The sequence below is a fragment of the Duganella sp. 1224 genome (genome assembly GCF_013408245.1).
Classification (GTDB): Bacteria; Pseudomonadota; Gammaproteobacteria; order Burkholderiales; family Burkholderiaceae_D; genus Rugamonas.
This window is the reverse complement of record NZ_JACBYS010000002.1, coordinates 432,326-452,833: the sequence shown is the minus strand read 5'-3', so window position 1 is coordinate 452,833 and position 20,508 is coordinate 432,326. Positions and strand designations below refer to the sequence as shown.

The window sequence follows — 20,508 nt, the reverse complement described above, 5'->3', positions numbered from 1 at the left end:
CAAGATGAAAGGACAACGATGGAGTTTCGCCAGTTACGCTATTTCCTGGCCGTGGCAGAGCACCTGCATTTCACCGTGGCGGCCGAGCGGCTGGGCATCGCGCAGCCGCCGTTGAGCCAGCAGATCCTCAAGCTGGAACGGGAAATCGGCGCCAAGCTGTTCATCCGCCATCCGCGCCGGGTGGAGTTGACCGAGGCCGGCGAGATCTTCCGCGAACATGCGCGCCGCGTGCTGGACGACGCCAACCACGCGCTGGAGCAGGTAAAGAAAACGGCGCGTGGCGAGAGCGGGCATCTGTCGATCGGCTTTGCCGGGTCCACGGTGTTTCATCCGACCGTGGCGCGGCTGCTGCGCAGCTTCCGCGAGAGCTATCCGGGCGTGAAGATCCGCACCGAGGAGAGCAACAGCGTGGCGCTGCTGGGCAAGCTGGCCGACGCGCAGGTCGATTGCGCCATGATCCGCCTGCCGCTCGATTGCGGCGACCTGGTGGTCACGCCGCTGGTGCAGGAGAAGATGATTGCCGTGCTGCCCAGCGGGCACCCGATGGGCAAGCGCCGCACCATCGACCTGAAACAGCTGGCCGGCGATCCCTTCATCCTGTATCCGCGCGCGATTGGCCCGGAGCTGCACGACGCCATCATCAGCGCCTGCCGCGCGGCGGGGTTCTCGCCCAAGATCGAGATGGAGTCGCCGCAGATTTCGTCGGGCGTCAATATGGCGGCGGCGGGCTTCGGCGTGGCCATCATTCCGGAGTCGATCGGCCAGTTCCGCGCCGAGGGCGTGACCTACCAGGACATCAGCAACAAGGAGCTGGGCACGGCGATCGCGCTGATTACGCGGCCGCGCGAGAAGTCGGTGACGGTGAAGAATTTCACGTCGATGGTCAAGCAGTTCTACCGGCGCTGATAGCGCTGCAGCAGCTCGTCCATCGCGCCTTTCTGGCGCAGCTGGCGGCAGGCGGCTTGCAGCGCGGCGATGGCGTCGGCGCCGATCCTGGCGTCGGCGTACAGGGCCACGCGGCCGCGCGCCATCGGATAGCGCGGGCTGAATTGGCCGGCGGCGTTGCCCAGCGCGTGGGCAATGCTGTTGTCCACGCCCATCACCGCGTCCAGGCGGCCCGCCTGCAGCATGCGCAGGCCCTGGTCGTAGCTGTCGAAGGCGTGCTTGCGGATGCGCGCTTCGGCCTCCAGTCCGGGGCTGTAGCCGCTGTGGCGCAGCGTGCCGACGGTGCGGCCGAACAGGTCGTCCAGCCGCTGGTAGCGGAAGCCGCTGCGGCCCAGCACCACGATGTCGACGGTGCCGACGTATTCGATGGCGCTGCTGCTGCTGCTGCTGGTATCGATGGCCAGCATCAGCTCCGTGCCGCCGCTATTGAGCATATAGGGCGCGCGGCCGTAAGGCACCAGCATGGGGGTGATCGGCATGCCGGCCAGCGCGGCCAGCTGTCCGCACAGGTCGATCAGCGCGCCGACCGGCTGGCCGCGCGCGTCGTTGCCGGCCCAGGGCATCAGGTTGACGATGGTCAGGCGCAGCGGCGCGCGCTGCGGGGCGGCATGCGACAGGCCGGGCAGGACCGGTAAGGCCCCGGCCGCGGCGCCTGCCGCCATGGCCGTCAGCGCGCTGCGGCGTGTCACTCCTGGCATGAAACACTCCTTGGATGGTGTTGATTATGATGCGCCGGTGAGCGGGTGGAAGCTATGCAGCGGGCCGACGCTGTCGCCGCCGGACATCGCTGCCGACAGCATCAGCATATCGGCTTCCAGCCGCTTGCGCATCGCTCCCAGCATCTGCCTTATGAAAGAGGGCGCCGGCTGGCCGGCCGGCTGCACCGTCAGCGACGTGTAGGTCAGCCGCTCGGAGAAGGGCCGGAATACCAGGCCGGCATGCAGGTAGTCGCAGGCGGTGATGGGATTCACCAGCGCGATGCCCACCTTGTTGCGTACCAGTTCACATTGGCTGATAGTGAACGGGCACTCCACCACCGTCCGCAGTTCCACGCCGTGCTGGCGGCAGATGCGGTCCAGCCGCAGGCTCACGCTGTCCTCCGGATTGAGCGCGATGAACGGGTATTTGGCCAGCATCGCCGGCGTCACGCGCTTGTGGCGCGCCAGCGCGTGGCCGGCCGGCAGCGCCACCACGCCGAAGTAGTGAGCGAACAGCGTGGCCTCGATGCCGCTGGTGGAGACGTCGTCGGCCACCACGCCCAGCTCGGCCTCGTTGCTGAGAATGCGCTTGCGGACGTCCTGCGAGCCCATAATCTGCAGTGATACCAGGGTGCGTTCCCGCTCTGGCGTCAGATCGGCCAGGACACGCGGCAGAAAGCCGACGCCGATGCCGGGAAAGCTGGCCACGCGGATGCGCCCGACGCCGAACTGGCGCAAGGAACGCAGCCGCTGCTCGATCACTTCCATGCCCACGAAGTGCCGCTCCACCTCGGCCAGCAGCACGCGCGCTTCCGGCGTGGGCTGCAGCTTGCCGCCCGTGCGCTGGAACAGCGCCAGTCCGGCCGAGTGTTCCAGCCGGCGCAGCGACTGGCTGATGGCGGGCTGGGTCAGGTTCATCAGCCGGGCCGCCTTGGTGGCGGAGCCGGTGGTCATCACAACGCGGAAGATCTCGATTTCGCGGCTCAACATGGCAGGGGCCCTATAACTGGAATTTATGGAATGATAAATCAGGCAACGTGCAGCGCGGCGACTTCTCCTTATACTGGCTTGCAAGATCAACTTTCGGGAGGCGGGGCATGGATGGATTTCAGGCGGGGCGGCGCAGGTTGCTGGGGGCGGCGGCGGGCGTGACGGCACTGGGGGCGAGCGGCGTGTCGCTGGCGGCGCCGTCGACGGCGGCGGATTGGGAAGCGGTGGCGCGCAGCTATGACATCGCCGGCGACTTCGTCAACCTGGAAAACGCCTATTACGGCATCATGGCGCGGCCGGTGGCGGAGGACTTCAAGCGCAATATCGATTACCTCAACCGCTACAATTCCATGTACCTGCGGCGCCAGTTCGACCGCGCCGGCATGGAGCAGCTGCGCGCGCTGCTGGCCGCGCACACCGGCGTGGCGGCGGAGGAACTGGCCATCACGCGCGGCGCCACCGAGTCGTTGCAAAACCTGATCTGCAATTACCGTCTGCTCAGGCGCGGCGACACCATCATGTACGCCAACCTGGATTACGACGCCATGCAGTACGCGATGAACGATCTGGCCCAGCGCAACGGCGCCAGGGTGGCGCTGGTCAAGATGCCCGAGCCGGTCAACCGCCAGGCCGCCATCGACGTCTACGAGCAGGCCATGCTGGCCAACCCGCGTACCAGGCTGCTGCTGCTGACCCACATCAACCACCGCACCGGCTTTGTGCTGCCGGTGGCGGAGATCGTCAAGCTGGCCAAGGCGCGTCATATCGACGTGATTGTCGACGTGGCGCAGTCCTGGGGCCAGCTCGATTACAAGCTGCCCGACCTGGGCGCGGATTTCATCGGCGCCAATCTGCACAAGTGGGTCGGTGCGCCCTTGGGCACGGGCTTTCTTTACATCCGCAAGGAGCGGCTGGCGGACATCGGCGTCGAACGCGGCGACGAGGATTATCCGGCCAGCGACATCCGCTCGCGCGTGCACTCGGGCACCGTCAACGCGGCCGCGCTGATGACCATTCCGGCGGCGCTCAAGCTGCATGACGACATCGGCGTGGCCAACCGCGGCCGCCGGCTGCGCGAACTGCGCGACCACTGGGTGCGGCAGGTGCGCGGGCTGGATGGCATCCAGGTGCTGACACCGGACGAAGCGGGCAGCTACGGCGCGGTGACCTCGTTCCGCCTGCGCGGCCACACCACGTTTGAGCAGAACGTGGCGCTGTCCAACCGGCTGTTCGAGCAATACCGCCTCTTCACGGTGGCGCGCAAGGGGCCGGTGGGCGGCGCCTGCATTCGGGTCACGCCCGGCCTGTTCACGCGCGAAAGTGATCTTGAGCAACTTGTGTTGGCCTTGAAGGAGTTATCTCGAACGGGATAAGCCTACCTTTAGGCGGGTTACAAACGAGCGGCCGTTCGGTTCCAATGGGGACTGGCTTTGCCATCCTAATCACTCACACAGGAGTATCACGTGAATTCCGAAAAGACTTCATCCGAGGTTAGCTCGTCCCGCCGCTCGGCCATCGTCGGCAGCCTGGGTGCTGTCGCTGCCGCGGCAGCGGGCATCCCAGCGATCGCCTCTGCCGCGACGCCATCTTCCAACACTCATCAAGGAGCATTCAACATGGATAGCGGTTTCGTAACAGTTAAAGACGGCGCTCAGATTTTCTACAAGGACTGGGGCCCGAAAGAAGCGCCGGTGGTATGGTTCCACCACGGCTGGCCACTGAGCTCGGACGACTGGGACAACCAGATGATGTTCTTCCTGCAGCACGGCTTCCGCGTCATCGCCCACGACCGTCGCGGCCATGGCCGTTCGACCCAGACCGACCACGGTAACGACATGGACACCTACAGCGCCGACGTCGCCGCCGTGGTGGCCGCGCTGAAGGTGAAGAACGCCATCCACGTCGGCCACTCGACCGGCGGCGGCGAAGTGGCGCGCTATGTGCGCCAGCATGGCAAGGGCCTGGTGAGCAAGGCGGTGCTGGTCAGCGCCGTGCCGCCGATCATGGTGCAGTCGGCCACCAATCCGGACGGCGTGCCACTGAGCGTGTTCGACGACATCCGCAAGGGCACCGCCTTCAACCGTTCGCAGTTCTACATGGACCTGACCATGCCGTTCTATGGCTTCAACCGTCCGGGCGCGAAAGTGCAGGAAGCGGTGCGCCTGAACTGGTGGCGCCAGGGCATGATGGGCGGCGTCAAGGCGGCCTACGACTGCATCTACCAGTTCGCGCAAGTGGACTACAGCGACGACCTGCGCGCGCTGGACATCCCGGTGCTGGTGCTGCACGGTGAAGATGACCAGATCGTCCCGTTCAACAACAGCGGCGCCAAGTCGGTCAAGCTGCTCAAGCACGGCAAGCTGATTTCCTACCCAGGCTACCCGCACGGCATGCCAACCACCCACGCCGACCAGATCAACGCCGACCTGCTGGCGTTCTTCAAGTCCTAAGCACGACGCCACGCTGTGGCCCGGCCGGCGCCCCAGGCGACGGCCGCGGCCAGCAGCATGGACGCGCCCAGCAGCGGCAACACCGCGCCGGCGGCGCTTCCATCACTCCACACCCCATTGCGTCACGCGGCCGATGCCGCTGCGCTGGTCGATATGGATCACGCGCATGCCGGCCCGCTGGCCCGGCATGCGGATGGCGCTGTACGCCGCCGCGCCGGCGTCGGCGCGCGGCAGCAGGCCGGCTTCACGCCAGCGGCGTGCCGCCGACTTCGATCAGCTGGTCGAGGCGCAGGGTTTCGCCGCTGCTCAGCGTGAGATAGTCGGCGCCGTTTCTGGCGTAGACGTCGGTGATGACGGCGTCGCGCGTCTGCGGCTGGCCGGCGGCGTCGCGGAAGCGCAGCCGCGTCGGCTGGCGCCGGGTGGCGTGCACTTCCAGCAGGTCGTGGAAGTCGCAGCTGATGGGCTGATACGGTTCGTCGGCCATGCCAGGGCTCCTGAGCGGTGGGGATGCGGCATTGTAAATCATTGTATGATCGCGGCATGAACCGCAAACTCCTCGCGCTCGGCGCGGTGGCCGCCGTGTTTGGCGCCATTAACTTCGCCAGCCGCGCCGGCCAGGCGGTGCCGCAAGCGCCATTCCAGTCCCTGGTCAGCCCGGCCAGCTGCGCGCAGCCGCAGTGGCCGGCCGAGGCGCGCCGCTACGAAATCGAGGGCACCACCACCATCCGCTTTGAAATCGGCGACGACGGCAAGGTGCTGCGGCCGCTGGTCACGCGCAGCAGCGGCTGGCGCATTCTGGACGAGGCGGCGCTGCAGGGCATCGCCCGCTGTGTGTTCCAGCCGGATCTGGAGGCGGCGCGCCAGCGTACCGTGTTCCCGCTGCAGTATGTGTGGAAACTGGGCGGACCGGTGGCCGCGCGTCCGGCGCTGGTGGCCGACAGCTGTGCGCCGTCCGGGCGCTTTGCCGCCTTCCGCGAGGCCGACCAGCGCCCCAGCGACCGCCACGGCATCCTGCTGCGCTTCCTGCTGAACGCCGACGGCGCGCCGGTGCGCGTGGTGGCCGAGCCGAATGGCCAGCCGCCGGCGCTGGTCGCGCAGGCGATCGACTATGTGGCGGGCTGCCGCTTTGCCCATGCGGCCGGGCAGGCGGGCGAACGCACCGATACCGCGTTCGGCCGGGTGCTGCTCAAATAATCAGCCGGCGCTGTCGCACAGCTGCGCGCGCGCCATCAGCGCCTCGCGCACGGCGCCCAGGATGCGATCGAGGTTGGCCGGCTTGATGACGTGGGCGTCGAAGCCGGTGTCGATCACGCGCTGGCGGGTGACGACGTCGCCCCAGGCGGTGAAGGCGATCAGCGCCACGTGGTCGAAGTCCGGCACGGCGCGCAGCGCCGCGGCCACCTGGTAGCCGTCCATGCCGGGCATGCCGAGGTCGAGCAGCACGGCGTGCGGCTCGAAAGTGCGGACCGCTTCCAGCCCGGTCAGGCCGGAATAGGCCACCGCGGTGCGATAGCCATGCAGTTCCAGCAGTTCGCCCGAGATGTCGGCCGCTTCGCTGTTGTCGTCAACGACGAGAATACGTTGGGATGTGGTCTGGTCCATGATAAGAACGGAAAAATAAAACGTTGCGTTCGGCTGGGTCCAGGCCGGGGAAGTCAGGGCGCGACGGGGAGTGGTCACGCAAGGGAGGCGATTTGCTTTCCCAGCGTCAATTATAGTGGGTATTTCGCTGTTTGCTTGAAGAATTATGGGGGTGTCTCCATTTTGGCTAGTAACATTTACTGAAAGGAATCGAATATGACGACCAGCACGGAAAAGGCCATCCTGGCCGGCGGTTGCTTCTGGGGCATGCAGGACCTGATCCGCAAGATGCCGGGGGTGGTCAGCACCCGCGTCGGCTACAGCGGCGGCGATGTCGACAATGCAACCTACCGCAACCACGGCACCCACGCCGAGGCGATCGAGATCGTGTTCGATCCGGCGGTGTTGAGCTACCGCAAGATTCTGGAATTCTTCTTCCAGATCCATGACCCGAGCACGCCGAATCGCCAGGGCAACGACATCGGCATGAGTTATCGTTCGGCAATTTTCTATGTCAACGACGAGCAGAAGGCCGTGGCCGAGGACACCATCGCCGACGTCAACGCCTCGGGCCTGTGGCCGGGCAAAGTGGTCACCGAAGTGGCGCCGGCGGGCCCGTTCTGGCAGGCCGAACCGGAGCACCAGGACTACCTGGAGCGCATTCCCAACGGCTACACCTGCCATTATGTGCGGCCGGGCTGGGTCTTGCCCAAGCGGTAAACTGCGTTAAAAAACAGTAGCTTACAAATCCGAAGGTATTCGGAAGGCAATTTTCGGGCGGCAGTCCTAGAGTGCGGAGCGTGTTTCACCTCCTCACTTTAGGAATGCCATGAGTCAGTTATTTGCCGCCGTTTATGAGATCCACAGTGCCAGCCTCGGCCGTCCCTCCCTGCGCCTGAATCTGGTGGTCAACCGCGCCACCGACAGCGTGGTCGGCAGCGCCATGCTGGAAACCGTCACCGGCGAAGTCCACGATATATCGGTGCGCGGCCACCTGATGGAAATCGAGGGCGACACCGCGTTGCAGGCCATCGTGCTGGCCGGCACGCCGCCGATGTTCGCCGCCGCCGACGAAACGCCCACCTCGTTCCAGCTGCTGATGGTGCTGCCGACCGCGTGGAAGGATGGCCAGGCGTGTTACAAAATGAGCATCGGTAAATTATTTCCGCGCCTGATCGAAGTGCGCGACGGCGTGGCGCGCGCAGTGCTGCCGGAGGTGGTATATTGATCTTTTTGCCATCTCAACGGGGCGATGGACGTCAATGATTCCTGGCGCGGCTGGATAGCCGAAAATCTCATCCTGGGCGGCCAGCCCGGGGATCTGGCCGGCGTCATGGTGCGGGCCGGCGTTGCCGAGGCAGTCGCGCTTGCCGAGGTCGAGGCGGCGCTGGCCAGTCCCTATCTGCGTGGCGCCGAGCGGTTGCGCAACCGCCTGGCCAAGCGCGACTGGCTGCTGGGCATCCAGGCGCGCCTGAACCGGCTGGCGCCGTCGGCGGAGGCGGCCGCCATCCCGCGCCGCGCCGGCCTGACGGGCGACGACTTCCTGCGCGACTACTACCGCCGCAACCAGCCGGTCATCCTCACCGGCATGCTGGACGGCTGCGCCGCGCGCGACAAGTGGAGCTTCGACTACCTGGCCGCGCAACTCGGCGAGCACGAGGTGGAGGTGCAGTTTGGCCGCGACGCCGACCCCGACTACGAAATCAACAGCGCCGCGCACCGCCGCCGCCTGCGCTTTGCCGACTACGTGGCGCTGGTGCGCGACGCCGGCGTCACCAACGACTTCTACATGACGGCCAATAACGACGGCCACAACCGCGCCGCGTTGCGCCAGCTGCTGGCCGACCTGCCGCCGCTGGACGCCTATCTGCGGCCCGACCGCGGCGGCTTTTTCTGGTTCGGCCCGGCCGGCACCATCACGCCGTTCCACCACGACCTGACCAACAACTTGATGATCCAGGTGGCCGGCCGCAAGCGGGTGCGCATGGTGGCGCCGTGCGACACGCCCGGCATGTACAACCAGCGCCACTGTTTTTCGCCGGTGGACGGGCGCCGCGTCGACACCGAACGCTTTCCGCTGATGGCCGGCGTGCCGGTACGCGAGTGCGTGCTGGCGCCGGGCGAGCTGCTGTTCCTGCCGGTCGGCTGGTGGCATTTCGTCGAGGCGCTGGACGTCAGCATCACCGTCTCCACCACGCATTTTCGCTGGGATAACGACTTCTACAGCGATTATCCGGCCCGCCAGGACTTCTGACATGCCCCTGCATTATCTGCGCAGCTACGCCGGTCCGCAGCGCACCGACCTCAGCAATCGCCGCCTGGGCCGCTCGCTGGCCTTTGTGGCCGGCGCCGTCAACGCCGGCGGATTTTTCGCGGTGGGGCAGTACACCTCGCACATGTCGGGCGTGGTGTCGGCGCTGGCCGACAACCTGGCGCTGGGCCACGGCGCGCTGCTGCTGGCGGGGCTGGCGTCGCTGGCGGCGTTCTTTGCCGGCGCGGCGGTGTCGGCCATATTGATCAACTGGGGCCGGCGGCGCGCGGCGCACAGCCGCTATGCGCTGCCGCTGCTGCTGGAGGCGGCGCTGCTGCTGGCGTTCGGCCTGCTGGGCGCGCGCGCGACGGCGCACGGCCACCTGGGCGCCACGGTGGCGCTGCTGTGCTTTGTGATGGGGCTGCAGAACGCCATCATCACCAAGGCCTCGCGCGCGGAAATCCGCACCACCCACGTGACCGGGCTGGTGACCGACATCGGCATCGAGCTGGGCAAGCTGTGCTACTGGAACCGTGACCCCGCCGCCGCGCCGGTGGTGGCCGATCGCGGCCGGCTGGCGCTGCTCGGCTCGCTGCTGGCGATGTTCCTGGCCGGCGGCGTGGCCGGCGCCTTGGGCTTCCAGTACCTGGGCTACGGCGCCACGCTGCCGCTGGCCGGCGCGCTGCTGGTGCTGGCGCTGGTGCCGCTGCTGGACGACGTGCGGGAGCGGCGCTAGTTGGTCTATACTTGCCGCATGAATACACCCACGGCCGCCACCGGGCACCCTCACCAGAAGCGCGTCGGCATCGAACGGCGCGAGCGCACGCGCGCGTTGCTGATCCGCAGCGCCATCGACGTGTTCGCCCGGCTGGGGCCGGACGCGCCGGTGATCGACGACTTCATCGCTGCCGCCGGCGTGGCGCGCGGCACCTTCTACAATTATTTCCGCAGCCCGCACGCGCTGCTGGCGGCCGTCACCGAAGCGCTCAACGAGGAGGTGCTGGGCATGGTCGATCCGCACGTGCTGCGCTATGACGATCCGGCGCAGCGTTTCTGCGTCGGCACCCGGCTGTACGTGCATTTCGCGCTGCGCTACCCGGTGTGGGGCACCTTCCTGACGCGCATCGGCCCGGCGCACGCGGTGCGCGGCCGGCGCCTGGACCGCTACCTGATGCGCGACCTGGCACTGGGCCTGGCCAGCGGCCGGCTGCGCGCCGCCAGCGCGCTGGTGGTGCGCGACATGATACTGGGCTCGGTGTTCTTCGGCATCGAAACCCAGCTGACCGAGGGCGGCGCCGGCCCGCGCCACGTCGAGGAGATGCTGGCCATGGTGCTGCAGGGCGTGGGGCTGGCGGCCGACGAGGCGCGCGCCATCGCCACCATGCCGCTGCCGGACATCGGCCCGGTGTCGTCGCCGGTGTTCGCCACGCTGCACACGGCGCCGGACAACTGATGATCCGTCCCGCCACGCCGGACGATGCCGGCGCCATCGCCGCCATCTACAACCACTACGTCGCCACCACCACCATCAGCTTCGAGGAGCGCGCGGTGACGGTGGACGAGATGGCGCAGCGCATCCGCGATCTCGGCGCCATCCTGCCATGGCTGGTGCGCGAGGACCACGGCCGCGTCACCGGCTACGCCTACGCCACCCGGTGGCGGGTGCGCAGCGCCTACCGCTTTTCCGCCGAAACCAGCGTCTACGTCGAGCAGGGGCGCGGCGGCCAGGGCATCGGCAGCGCGCTGTACACGGCGCTGCTGGACGCATTGCGCGCGCGCGGCGTCCACCTGGCCATCGGCGGCATCGCCCAGCCCAATCCGGCCAGCGTGGCGCTGCACGAGCGCCTTGGCTTCGTCAAGGTCGCGCATTTCAGCGAGGTGGGGCGCAAGTTCGAGCGCTGGATCGACGTCGGCTACTGGGAATTGAAACTGGATTGATTTGTGCGTCCCACCACGGCAGAACTTGGTATGATGCAGGCCTGTTAGTTTAGGATTTTTCCGTCCGCACCATGCCCCAGGATAGCACTGCCATCGACCTCACCAGCTGCGAGCGCGAACCGATCCGCACGCCGGGCGGGGTGCAGCCGCACGGTTTTCTGCTGGCGCTGGAGGGCGCCGGCACGGTGCTGCAGGTCAGCGACAATCTGGCGGCCTTCACCGGCGTGGCGCCGGCGGCGGCGCTGGGCCAGCCGCTGGCGCGGGTCATCGGCGCCGACAACGCCGCCGCGCTGGCGCCGCAACTGGCGCCCGACCGCCTGCGCGAGCGCCCGGCGCATCTGGCCACCATCAGCCTGCGCGATCAGCCGTTCGACGTGCTGGCGCACGCCTGGGATGGCCTGCACATCCTCGAATTCGAACCCACGCGCGGCAGCTACGGCGCCGACTTGCTGCAACTGTATCCGCTGCTGGGCGATTTCCTCAACAAGATCACCGACGCCGATTCGATCGAGGAACTGAGCCGGCTGGCCGCCGCCGACATCCGCGCGCTGACCGGCTTCGGCCGCGTGATGGTGTATTCCTTCGACGACCAGGGCCACGGCACGGTGCTGGCCGAATGCCTGGCCGAGGGCTACGACAGCTACCTGGGCCAGCGCTTCCCGGCCAGCGACATCCCGCGCCAGGCGCGCGAGCTGTACGTGGCCAACCGCGTGCGCCTGATCCAGGACGCCAACTACACGCCGGCGGCGCTGCTGCCGCCGCTGCATCCGCTGACCGGCCAGCCCAGCGACCTGTCGTTCGCCGCGCTGCGCAGCGTGTCGCCGGTGCACCTGCAATACATGCGCAACATGGGCACGCTGGCGTCGATGTCGGTGTCGCTGGTGGTCAAGGGCAAGCTGTGGGGGCTGATCTCCTGCCACCACGCCGCGCCGCGCCCGCTCAGCTTCCACCAGCGCACGGTGTGCGAACAGATCGGCCAGATCCTGGCGCTGCACATCAAGAACCGCAGCGACGCCGACGAGCTGGCGTTCCGCCTCGACGTGCGGCGCTCGATGGTGCGCATCCTCGGTGGCCTGACCCAGGGCGCCGACTTCATCGAGAATTTGCGCAGCGTGCTGCCGGAGTTGCTGCACTTCGCGCGCGCCGGCGGTGTTGCCATCGTCATCGGCGAGCGCCTGATCACCTTCGGCGACACGCCGTCCGATGCGCAGATCCGCGCGCTGGCCGGCTGGCTGGGCCAGCAGATCCACGGCGACGTGTTCCACAGCGCCCACTTGTCGTCCCGCTACGCGCCGGCGGCGGCCTACACCGACAGCGCCAGCGGCCTGCTGGCAATGCAGATTTCGCGCATCCACCCGCATTACCTGCTGTGGTTCCGGCCCGAGCACGTGGTGCAGATCGACTGGGCCGGGCGGCCCGACGACAAGCAGGCCACGCGCAGCGGCCAGCTGTCGCCGCGCACCAGCTTCCAGATCTGGCGCGAGACGGTGCACGGCACCAGCACGCCGTGGCGCGAGGGCGAGGTCGAGCTGGCGCTGGAGTTCCGCACCGCGCTGCTGGGCATCGCGCTCGAGCGCGCCGAGCAGATGGCCGACCTGGCCGAGGAGCTGGGCCGCGCCAACAAGGAGCTCGAGGCGTTCTCGTACTCGGTGTCGCACGATCTGCGCGCGCCGCTGCGCCACATCGTCGGCTTCTCCGACCTGCTGATGGAAACCGCCGGCAGCGACAACCCCGAACGGCGCCAGCGCTTCCTGGCCAACATCAAGGATGCCGCGCGGCTGGCCGGCAAGCTGGTCGACGACCTGCTGAGTTTTTCGCAGATGGGACGGGCGGCGCTGCGGCCGGTCCGCGTGCGCATGGACGACCTGGTGCGCGGCGTCATCGACAAGCTGGCGCCGGACCTGCCGCCGCACCGGGTCGAGTGGATCGTCGCGCCGCTGCCGGAGGTCACCGCCGATCCGGCCTTCCTCCAGCTGGCGCTGTATAATCTGCTGTCGAACGCGGTCAAGTTCACCGGCAAGAGCGATCCGGCGGTGATCCGCATCAGCAGCGAGCAGCTGCCGGGCGAGACCGTGTTTCACGTGGCCGACAATGGTGTCGGCTTCAACATGGAATACGCGCACAAGCTGTTTGGCGTATTCCAGCGCCTGCACCGCATGGAAGATTTTCATGGCACCGGCATCGGCCTGGCCAATGTGCGCCGCATCGTCGAGCGCCATGGCGGCCGCGTCTGGGCCAACTCCGTGCCGGGAGAGGGCGCGACTTTTTCGTTTGCCCTGCCCAAGACTGATTGAGAAAGACTATGTTAAAGCCCATCCTTCTGGTGGAAGACAACCCGAACGATCTGGAACTGACGCTGATCGCGCTGGAGCGCAGCCAGCTCGCCAACGAGGTGATCGTGGTGCGCGACGGCGCCGAGGCGCTCGACTACCTGCACGCGCGCGGCGCCTACGCCACGCGCGAGCAGGGCAATCCGGCGGTGGTGCTGCTGGACCTGAAGCTGCCCAAGGTGGACGGCCTGGAAGTGCTGGCCGACATCCGCAACTCGGCCAGCCTGAAAAGCATCCCGGTGGTGATGCTGACCTCGTCCAAGGAAGAACAGGACCTGGTGCGCAGCTACGAGCTGGGCGTGAACGCCTACGTGGTCAAGCCGGTCGACTTCACCGAGTTCGTGCGCGCCATCGCCGACCTCGGCATCTTCTGGGCGGTGCTCAACGAGCCGCCGCCAGGGTCGCAGCGCTACATCAAGCCGCAGTAGAGGCGGACGCCGGCGCTGCCGCGCCGCGCCGCAGCAGGTGGCGGATGCGCGCGCTGAGCGTTTCGGCCGTGTACGGCTTGTGCAGCAGATGGACGCCGGCCGGCAGCTTGCCGTCGTGCGCCAGCACCCCTTCCGCATAGCCCGAGGTGAACAGGATCTGCGCGCGCGGCAGCTTGCGCTTGACCAGCTCGCTCAACTCCAGGCTGCTGACGCGGCCCGGCATGATGACGTCGGTGAACAGCAGGTCGATATGGGCGCCGTCCTCGATCAGGTGGGCGGCGTGTTCGGCGTTGGCGCTGCTCAGCACCTCGTAGCCCAGCGCCGCCAGCAGGTCGGCGGTGGCGGCGCGCACGTCGTCCTCGTCCTCCACCACCAGGATGGTCTCGACGCCGCGGCTCAGCGCCGGCGCCTCGCTGGCCAGCGCCGCCGCCGGCGCGCCGTGGCTGCGCGGCAGGTAGATCTGCACGCAGGTGCCTTTGCCGACTTCGCTTTGCAGCGCGATCTCGCCGCCCGACTGCTTGACGAAGCCATACGCCATGCTCAGGCCGAGGCCGGTGCCCTGGCCGGTCGGCTTGGTGGTGAAGAACGGCTCGAAGGCGCGCTGCAGCACCTCCGGCGGCATGCCGGCGCCGGTGTCGGCGATTTCGATCAGCACATAGTCGCAGCGGCTGGGGCCGTGGTTGTCCGGCAGCGGCGCGCCGGTCGGCAGGTTGCGCGCGCGGATGGTCAGCGTGCCGTCGCCGTGCATGGCGTCGCGGGCGTTGATGGCCAGATTGAGGATCACGTTGTTGAGCTGGCCGACGTCGACCTCGGTATGCCACAGCTGCGGCGCCAGGTCGGTGACCACCAGCGCGCGCGCGCCCAGCACGCGGCGCAGCATGTCGTCCATATTGGCCAGCAGCGGTGCCAGCGCCACCACCGCCGCCTGCAGCGGCTGCCGCCGCGCGAAGGCCAGCAGGTGGGCCGCCAGGCGGGCGCCGCGCTCGACGCCGTTGAGGGCGTTGTCGATGCGCGCCATGCCCTGGGCGTTGACGCCGCCGATCATCTTGACCAGCTGCAGGTTGCCGCCGATGACCTGCAACACGTTATTGAAGTCGTGCGCCACGCCGCCGGTCAGCTGGCCGATGGCCTCCATCTTCTGTGACTGGTGCAGCGCGGCCTGGCTGGCGCGCAGTTCCTCCTCGCGCTGGCGCAGTTCGGCGAACGCGGCGTCGCGCTGCACGCGCGCCTGGTGGGCCGCGCAGTGGTAGCGGATGCGCGCCTCCAGCTCGCGCGCCTCGGGCCACTTGACCAGGTAGTCGTTGGCGCCCAGCTGGAAGGCGCGGGCCTTGATGTCGGCGTTGTCCTCGCTCGACAGCAAAATGATGGGCACATGCTCGGTGGCCGGGTCGGCGCGCAGCATGCTGATGACGTCAAAACCGTCCGGGCCCGGCATGCGCAGGTCGACCAGCACGACGTTGGCCTGGCTTTGCTGGCACAGCTGCACGGCCAGTTCGGCGCGGCTGTCGTAGTGCAGGCGCATGTCATCCAGGCGCGACAGGCGGTAGCCGATCAGGTCTTCGGCCATGGCTTCGTCGTCAAGCAGCAGCACGGAGCAGTGGGGCGAGTGGGTATGGTTCATGGGCGCGACAAATAAGGATGGTTAAATTTTACCTGAGCGGACGGCTGGTGAATGTACCATGACGTACCGTGCGCGGGCCGGGCTGTGTAAAATTATCTATTGATGTTGAATTTGGGGAATATGTTGGATGTCTTGACCGTCTTGCGCGCCGCCACCGCCGCCCGTCACGCCGAGCTGGACACGCGCACGCCGCTGGCCGCGCCGGCGCCGGACCTGCGCGCCTACCGCGATCATCTGGCGTTGCTGGCGGCATGGCTGGCGCCGCTGCAGGCGGCGCTGGCGCGGCACGCCGACGGCCCGCAAGGCGCGCTGCCGATGCGCGACCACCTGGCGCGGCTGCACGCCGATCTGGCGGACGCCGCGCTGGCCGGCCTGCCGCCGCCGCCGCCGCTGGCCGCGCTGCCGTGGCCGGCGCAGGACGACGCCGCCTGGCGCTGGGGCGTGGCGTACGTGATCGAGGGCTCGCAACTGGGCGGGGCGGTGCTGTACAAGCGGCTGGCGGAGCGGCTGGCGCCGCATCCGCTGGATTATCTGCGCGGCGACGGCCCGCCGGGGCCGCGCTGGCAGGCGTTCCTGGCCGCGCTGCGTGCCGAGGTGACGACCCCGGCGCAGATCGAGCAGGCCTGCGCGGGCGCCCGGCAGGCCTTCGACCGGCTGCTGGCGCTGCTTAATAGCTGGTCAGCGCCACCGGCTGGCCGGCCTTGAAGGTGAAGATGGTGACCGGCGACTGCTTCATGTCGCCCTTGGCGTCGAAGGCGTAGGTGCCGGCCACGCCCTGGTAGGAGCCGGCGCTGATGATGGGCTGGACTTTTTGCGCGTCGGTCGAGTTGGCCTTCTGCATGGCTTGCGCGTACAGCATGACGGCGTCGTAGTAGGCGGCGGCGTAGACGTCGGCGTCCTGCTTGAAACGGGCCTTGAACTTGGCCTTGAAGGCCGGGCCGGTGGCGGCCTTGTCGAGGATGGCGCCGCCTTGCGAGCACAGCACGTTGTCGCCGACGGCGTCGCCGCCCAGCTTGCCCATTTCGGCGGTACAGATGGTGTCGCCGCCCAGCAGTTTGGCGGTGATGCCAAGCTGTTTCATCTGGCGCGCCATCGGCGCCGCCTGCGGCGCGTAGCCGCCGAAGAAGATGGCCTGGACGTTCCTGGTTTTCAGCTTGGTCAGGATGGCGGTGAAGTCGAACGCCTTGTCGTTGGTGAACTCGTGGCCGGCCACGGTCATGCCGGAGGCCTTGGCCTGCTTCTTGAATTCTTCCGCCAAGCCCTGGCCGAAGGCGGTGCGGTCGTCGATGACGGCGACGTTTTTGAGTTTCAGTTCGTTGGCGGCGTACAGCGCCATTTTCGAGCCGAGCTGGGTGTCGCTGGCGTTGACGCGGTAGACGCCCTTGTATCCTTGCTGGGTCAGCTTGGGATTGGTGGCGACGCTGGCGATCAGGGCGCCGGCGTCGTTGTAGGCGCGCGAGGCGGGGATGGCGACGCCGGAGTTGTAGGGGCCGACGATGTAGCGGGCGCCGGCGTCGATCAGTTTCTGGGCGGCGGCCATGCCGGCCTTGGGGTCGCCCTGGTCGTCTTCGGACAGCAGTTCGAACTTGAGTTTTTTGCCGGCCACGGTGATGGGCTTGGCATTGAGTTCCTCCACCGCCAGGCGGGCGCCGTTTTCGTTGTCCTTGCCGGCGAAGGCCTGGGCGCCGGACAGCGGGCCGCTGTGGCCGATTTTGATGATGGTGTCCTGGGCGTGGGCGCCAAAGGCGGTCAGCAGCGCCAGGGCGGCGGCGGTGTGCTTCAATTTCATGCGATCTCCTGATGGGTGGTGTGCGGTGATTATCGCTAAAAATGGAGCATATTATCGTGCGAGTTGGGTCGGCAAAGCGGTGGTCGCCAGAATTTAATTCGGCGCCCGGCCGCGGCACGCCCGCCCCGTCATCCCGGCACAGGCCGGGGCCCGGCCCGTCATCCCGGCGTCGGTCGGGGCCCGGCCCGTCATCCCGGCGAAAGCCGGGATCCATACTGCGTGTCGGTGCATACGGCGAGTCAATCCATGCGGCGCATGGATCCCGGCTTTCGCCGGGATGACGGGGGCCGGGCCGGCTCCGGTGGGCAGGTCGCGCGTCGCCGGGTAGGGCGGATCGCGCGTCGGCAGGCGGGGCAGGCTCCGGTGGGGCAGGCGGGCTTCGGCGGGAGGCGCCGGCTCCGGCGGGGCAGGGCGGGCTTCGGCGGCGGACCGGGTCCGGGTCCGGGGTGCCCGGCAGCTTACGGCGCGTTGCCGATGCTGCGGGTGGCGGTGGTGGCGTTGACTGCGGCCACGCGCGGGATGGCGTCGGTGGCGGCGCGGGCGGCGTTGGCGTTGTTGCCGGCCAGGTCGTTGATGTTGTAGGCGGCAATGGCGGCCGCCAGCGCCGGGTTCGAGCGCAGATCGGCAGGCGCGTTGACGGCGTTTTGCGCGGCGGCCAGTTGCGCGGCGCTGGTTTGCTCGGCGGCGGCCTGTGCGGCCTGGGCCTGCTGCGCGGCATTGGCGGCGGCCGCGGCTTGTTGCGCGGCGTCGGCAGCAGCGGCGTTGGCGGCCGCCAGGCTGGCCGCGGTTTCCTGTGCGGCGGCGGCTTGCTGGGCTGCCACGCTGGCGGCGGTGGTGGCGGCGTCGGCGGTGCTGGTATTGTTCTGCGCCAGACGGGCCTGGGCGGCGGCGGCCACGGCGGCGGCGTTCTGTGCTGCCATGGCGTCGGCAGCGTTTTGCGCGGCTTGCGCCTGCACCGCGGCGGCCTGCGCGGCGGCGTTGGCGATGGCCACTTGCGCGGCCGCTGCCTGGGCGGTTTCGGCCTGCTGGGCTGAGCTGGCGTTAGGCGGCAGATTCGGCACGCTTTGAGCGGCGTTCTGCGCGGCCACGGCCTGCTGCGCCGCCTGCTGCGCGGCGCTGGTGGCGCTGGTCACGGTAACGCCGGCCTGCTGGCGGGCAGTCTGGGCCTGCGCAGCAGCCTGCGCCTGCTGCGCACTGGTCTGCGCAGCCTGCTGCGCCTGCGCGTCGGCGGCATCGCGCGTCTGCTGCGCTTGTTGGGCGCTGGTCTGGGCAGCTTGCTGGGCCTGCGCGTCGGCGGCATCCTGGGTCTGCTGCGCTTGCTGCGCGTTGATCTGCGCGGCCTGCTGCGTCTGGGTATTGGCGGTATTTTGCGTCTGCTGCGCTTGCGTCTCGGCGGCTTGCTGGGCCTGGCGGATGGCTGCCTGGGTGCTGAGTTGCAGTGGGTTGGCGTTCTGCAGGTCGGCCGCGTTCTGCGTTGCTTGCTGCGCGGCGGTGGTCTGCGTCTGGCCAGCCTGGCGCGCTTGTTCGGTGGCGGCGTCTTGCGCGGCGCGCGTTTGCGCCAGCGTTTGCTGCAGCGCCGACACTTCGGCCGCCTGCGCCTGCTGCGCGTTCTGCACCTGCGCCGCCGTCTGCTGTAACTGCTGTTGCTGCGCCGCGCGCGTCTGGTCGAGTTGGGCTTGCTGGTTCAGCGCGGCCTGCGTCTGCTGGTTCCGCGTGATGTCGGCCTGCTGCGTGGCCGCCTGCACCAGTTGCGCGCGCTGCTGGTCGGCCGCCTGTAGCTGATCGGTCTGCGCCTGCTGCGCCGTCTGCTGCGCCTGTTGCGCGGTCAACTGGTTGGCTTGCAACTGCTGGGCATTGGCTTGCTGGTCCGCCTGCAATTGTTGCTGCGCTTGCGCCTGATTAGCCAGCTGCGCCTGCTGATTGGCCTGCAACTGCTGCGCGGCGGTCTGCTGCGTCGCCTGCGCCTGCTGGTCGGACGTCGCCTGATCCAGCAGCGCCTGCTGCAAATTGGCCTGCTCGACGTTGGCCTGTGCCTGTTGGGTCGCCTGCGCCTGCTGCGCGGCCTGCGCCGCTTGCTGCTGCACGATCGGCGACGGTGTCTCCGGCTGCTGCGCCAGCAGATCCGGCTGTTCCAGTTGCGCGCGCTGCGCCGCCAGCCGGTCGGCCGCCGTCTCCGGCAGCGGATTGCGCGCCAGATTGTTGATCTCCTGCTGCGCCAACTGCAATCGGGTATTGGCCGCCAGCTCCTCCGGCGTCAGCCCGGCGCGCTGCTGCGCCGTCAGGCTCTGGAACGGATTGGTGCCCAGGCCCGGCAACTGCGCGCTGCCGGCCGCGCTCAACTGCTCGGCAAACTCGGTCGCCAGCGTGCGGAAATTGTTGAGCGTGTTGTCCAGCGTGGACGTGGTCTGCTGCGTATTGGCGTTGAACGCCGCCCGCAGCACCTCCGGCTCCAGCGACAGCCCGCCGCTCAGCGCCGACAGCAGCGGCGGCTGCAAGGTCACGCCCAACTGCGCCAGATTCTGCGCCTGCGTGTTGGCGCCATCATTGGTCTGCCGGTTCAGGCTGTTGACCAGATTGTTCAGCAGCGACGCCTCCAGCGGCTGTCCCTGATCGAAATCCACCGTCGGCAGCAGGTTGAACGCATCCACCACGTTCTGCACCGCGGTATTCACCGTATCGGCGCGCTGCGCGATGTCGAGCGTGGTGTTGCCCTGGGCCTGCGCCAGCTGCTGCTGGGCATTGGTGACCGACAACAGGAAACTCGCCACCGGCGACAAGTCCACCGTCACCGAGGCCGCCGGCGGCGCGTCGGTGGCCGACCCCACCGCGTTGATGGTGGCGCTGTTGACCGGCGCGGTCTCGCTCGCGCGGCTGACAGGCTGGAGTTCGGCGGCCGCCGACGGCGTCAGGGAAGAGATGGGAAACATTGCAGCGCTCCAAGAAAGGTATGCGTCACCTGTAGCATGCGCCGCCACGGCAGCCGCGTCCGTGTGCCATTTCACATTCGGCGGCCATTTTTCACATTGTTAGCTTCCGCACGGTCAAGCCCGTTGACTCAGCCTATCGTTGCAGTTCCCCACCCACGAATATTCAACAACGAGAGGATCACATCATGGAAAACAACATCGACAGCAAGATCAACAACACCCGCGACGGCGTCACCCAGATCGGCAAGGACCTGCGCGCCGACGCCCACGCCACCATCGACAAGGTCGCTGAAAAAATCCCGCCAGCCACCGACAAGCTGGCCGCCCAGGCCCACACCGGCGTCGACAAGGTAGCCGACACCGCCGAAAGCGCCTCCGACCGCCTGGCCGCGCGCGGCAAGCAAGTGGTGGAAACCTACAAGAATTTCACCGCGTCCAGCCGCACCCACGTCAGCGCCAACCCGCTGCTGTCGGTGCTGGTGGCGGCCGCCGCCGGTTACGGCATCTCCAAGCTGCTGGGTTCGCGCAGCACCAAGTAAGTCCCCGTTGGCCCGGCCGGT

21 protein-coding genes are annotated in these 20,508 nt (G+C 68.1%); 14 read left to right on the top strand and 7 right to left on the bottom strand.

The genetic code is table 11. The features are described 5' to 3' along the window. Nucleotides 1-18 precede the first annotated feature (18 nt). Nucleotides 19-906 (top strand): LysR family transcriptional regulator, encoded by an 888-nt coding sequence (locus FHW58_RS14040; protein WP_179673758.1) that lies wholly within the window; start codon nt 19-21, stop codon nt 904-906. On the opposite strand, the gene FHW58_RS14035 is transcribed toward FHW58_RS14040, so the two are convergent. Both FHW58_RS14035 and FHW58_RS14030 read right to left on the bottom strand, forming a co-directional pair. Beyond that, nucleotides 894-1,643, bottom strand: coding sequence for an ABC transporter substrate-binding protein (locus FHW58_RS14035; protein ID WP_179673757.1), 750 nt, complete (start codon nt 1,641-1,643; stop codon nt 894-896). The genes FHW58_RS14040 and FHW58_RS14035 overlap by 13 nt on opposite strands. Nucleotides 1,644-1,667: 24 nt before the next feature. After that, nucleotides 1,668-2,633, bottom strand: a complete 966-nt coding sequence (locus FHW58_RS14030; RefSeq protein ID WP_179673756.1) for a LysR substrate-binding domain-containing protein — start codon at nt 2,631-2,633, stop codon at nt 1,668-1,670. 107 nt (nt 2,634-2,740) lie between these two features. Between FHW58_RS14030 and FHW58_RS14025 the strand changes: the two genes are divergently transcribed. Next, nucleotides 2,741-4,006, top strand: a complete 1,266-nt coding sequence (locus tag FHW58_RS14025) for an aminotransferase class V-fold PLP-dependent enzyme (protein WP_179673755.1) — start codon at nt 2,741-2,743, stop codon at nt 4,004-4,006. A 243-nt stretch (nt 4,007-4,249) separates the two neighbouring features. Beyond that, on the top strand, nt 4,250-5,083 hold the full coding sequence (locus tag FHW58_RS14020; protein ID WP_179673754.1) for an alpha/beta fold hydrolase: 834 nt from the start codon (nt 4,250-4,252) through the stop codon (nt 5,081-5,083). A 244-nt stretch (nt 5,084-5,327) separates the two neighbouring features. On the opposite strand, the gene FHW58_RS14015 is transcribed toward FHW58_RS14020, so the two are convergent. Next, on the bottom strand, nt 5,328-5,567 hold the full coding sequence (locus tag FHW58_RS14015) for a hypothetical protein (protein ID WP_179673753.1): 240 nt from the start codon (nt 5,565-5,567) through the stop codon (nt 5,328-5,330). A 56-nt stretch (nt 5,568-5,623) separates the two neighbouring features. Here FHW58_RS14015 and FHW58_RS14010 point away from each other — a divergent pair, with 56 nt between their 5' ends. Then, on the top strand, nt 5,624-6,277 hold the full coding sequence (locus FHW58_RS14010; protein WP_179673752.1) for an energy transducer TonB: 654 nt from the start codon (nt 5,624-5,626) through the stop codon (nt 6,275-6,277). Here FHW58_RS14010 and FHW58_RS14005 read toward each other — a convergent pair whose 3' ends face one another. Next, nucleotides 6,278-6,685 carry a response regulator gene (locus FHW58_RS14005; RefSeq protein ID WP_179673751.1) on the bottom strand — a complete coding sequence of 136 codons (408 nt, stop codon included), beginning with the start codon at nt 6,683-6,685 and terminating at the stop codon, nt 6,278-6,280. Nucleotides 6,686-6,880: 195 nt separating this feature from the next. Between FHW58_RS14005 and msrA the strand changes: the two genes are divergently transcribed. The 8 genes from msrA to FHW58_RS13965 all read left to right on the top strand — a co-directional run bounded on the left by msrA (nt 6,881) and on the right by FHW58_RS13965 (nt 13,611). Next, nucleotides 6,881-7,384 carry a peptide-methionine (S)-S-oxide reductase MsrA gene (gene msrA / locus FHW58_RS14000; RefSeq protein ID WP_179673750.1) on the top strand — a complete coding sequence of 168 codons (504 nt, stop codon included), beginning with the start codon at nt 6,881-6,883 and terminating at the stop codon, nt 7,382-7,384. A 109-nt stretch (nt 7,385-7,493) separates the two neighbouring features. Continuing rightward, entirely contained in the window at nt 7,494-7,892 is a 399-nt protein-coding gene (locus FHW58_RS13995) for a DUF1842 domain-containing protein (RefSeq protein WP_179673749.1), read from the top strand. Nucleotides 7,893-7,916: 24 nt separating this feature from the next. Next, the gene (locus FHW58_RS13990) at nt 7,917-8,918 is read left to right on the top strand and encodes a cupin-like domain-containing protein (protein ID WP_179673748.1); all 1,002 of its coding nucleotides are present in this window, start codon (nt 7,917-7,919) and stop codon (nt 8,916-8,918) included. Between the two features lies 1 nt (nt 8,919). Beyond that, nucleotides 8,920-9,651, top strand: coding sequence for a YoaK family protein (locus FHW58_RS13985; protein ID WP_179673747.1), 732 nt, complete (start codon nt 8,920-8,922; stop codon nt 9,649-9,651). 18 nt (nt 9,652-9,669) lie between these two features. Next, the gene (locus tag FHW58_RS13980) at nt 9,670-10,368 is read left to right on the top strand and encodes a TetR/AcrR family transcriptional regulator (RefSeq protein WP_179673746.1); all 699 of its coding nucleotides are present in this window, start codon (nt 9,670-9,672) and stop codon (nt 10,366-10,368) included. Beyond that, entirely contained in the window at nt 10,368-10,853 is a 486-nt protein-coding gene (locus tag FHW58_RS13975) for an arsinothricin resistance N-acetyltransferase ArsN1 family B (RefSeq protein ID WP_179673745.1), read from the top strand. The genes FHW58_RS13980 and FHW58_RS13975 overlap by 1 nt, the downstream gene beginning before the upstream one ends. Nucleotides 10,854-10,924: 71 nt before the next feature. Continuing rightward, entirely contained in the window at nt 10,925-13,147 is a 2,223-nt protein-coding gene (locus tag FHW58_RS13970; protein ID WP_179673744.1) for an ATP-binding protein, read from the top strand. Between the two features lie 8 nt (nt 13,148-13,155). Then, entirely contained in the window at nt 13,156-13,611 is a 456-nt protein-coding gene (locus FHW58_RS13965; RefSeq protein ID WP_179673743.1) for a response regulator, read from the top strand. Here FHW58_RS13965 and FHW58_RS13960 read toward each other — a convergent pair. Beyond that, nucleotides 13,598-15,232: a response regulator gene (locus FHW58_RS13960; protein WP_179673742.1), complete on the bottom strand. Its 1,635-nt coding sequence runs from the start codon at nt 15,230-15,232 to the stop codon at nt 13,598-13,600. The genes FHW58_RS13965 and FHW58_RS13960 overlap by 14 nt on opposite strands. Nucleotides 15,233-15,352: 120 nt before the next feature. On the opposite strand from FHW58_RS13960, the gene FHW58_RS13955 reads away from it, so the two are divergent. Next, complete coding sequence (locus FHW58_RS13955; protein WP_179673741.1) at nt 15,353-15,937, top strand: biliverdin-producing heme oxygenase; 585 nt, start codon at nt 15,353-15,355, stop codon at nt 15,935-15,937. On the opposite strand, the gene FHW58_RS13950 is transcribed toward FHW58_RS13955, so the two are convergent. Both FHW58_RS13950 and FHW58_RS13945 read right to left on the bottom strand, forming a co-directional pair. Further along, the gene (locus FHW58_RS13950) at nt 15,900-17,021 is read right to left on the bottom strand and encodes a branched-chain amino acid ABC transporter substrate-binding protein (RefSeq protein WP_179673740.1); all 1,122 of its coding nucleotides are present in this window, start codon (nt 17,019-17,021) and stop codon (nt 15,900-15,902) included. The two genes, FHW58_RS13955 and FHW58_RS13950, sit on opposite strands and share 38 nt — an antisense overlap. Before the next feature lie 458 nt (nt 17,022-17,479). Continuing rightward, nucleotides 17,480-19,948, bottom strand: a complete 2,469-nt coding sequence (locus tag FHW58_RS13945) for a hypothetical protein (RefSeq protein WP_179673739.1) — start codon at nt 19,946-19,948, stop codon at nt 17,480-17,482. 185 nt (nt 19,949-20,133) lie between these two features. Between FHW58_RS13945 and FHW58_RS13940 the strand changes: the two genes are divergently transcribed. Then, nucleotides 20,134-20,487: a YqjD family protein gene (locus FHW58_RS13940; RefSeq protein ID WP_179673738.1), complete on the top strand. Its 354-nt coding sequence runs from the start codon at nt 20,134-20,136 to the stop codon at nt 20,485-20,487. The last annotated feature ends 21 nt before the right edge of the window (nt 20,488-20,508 follow it).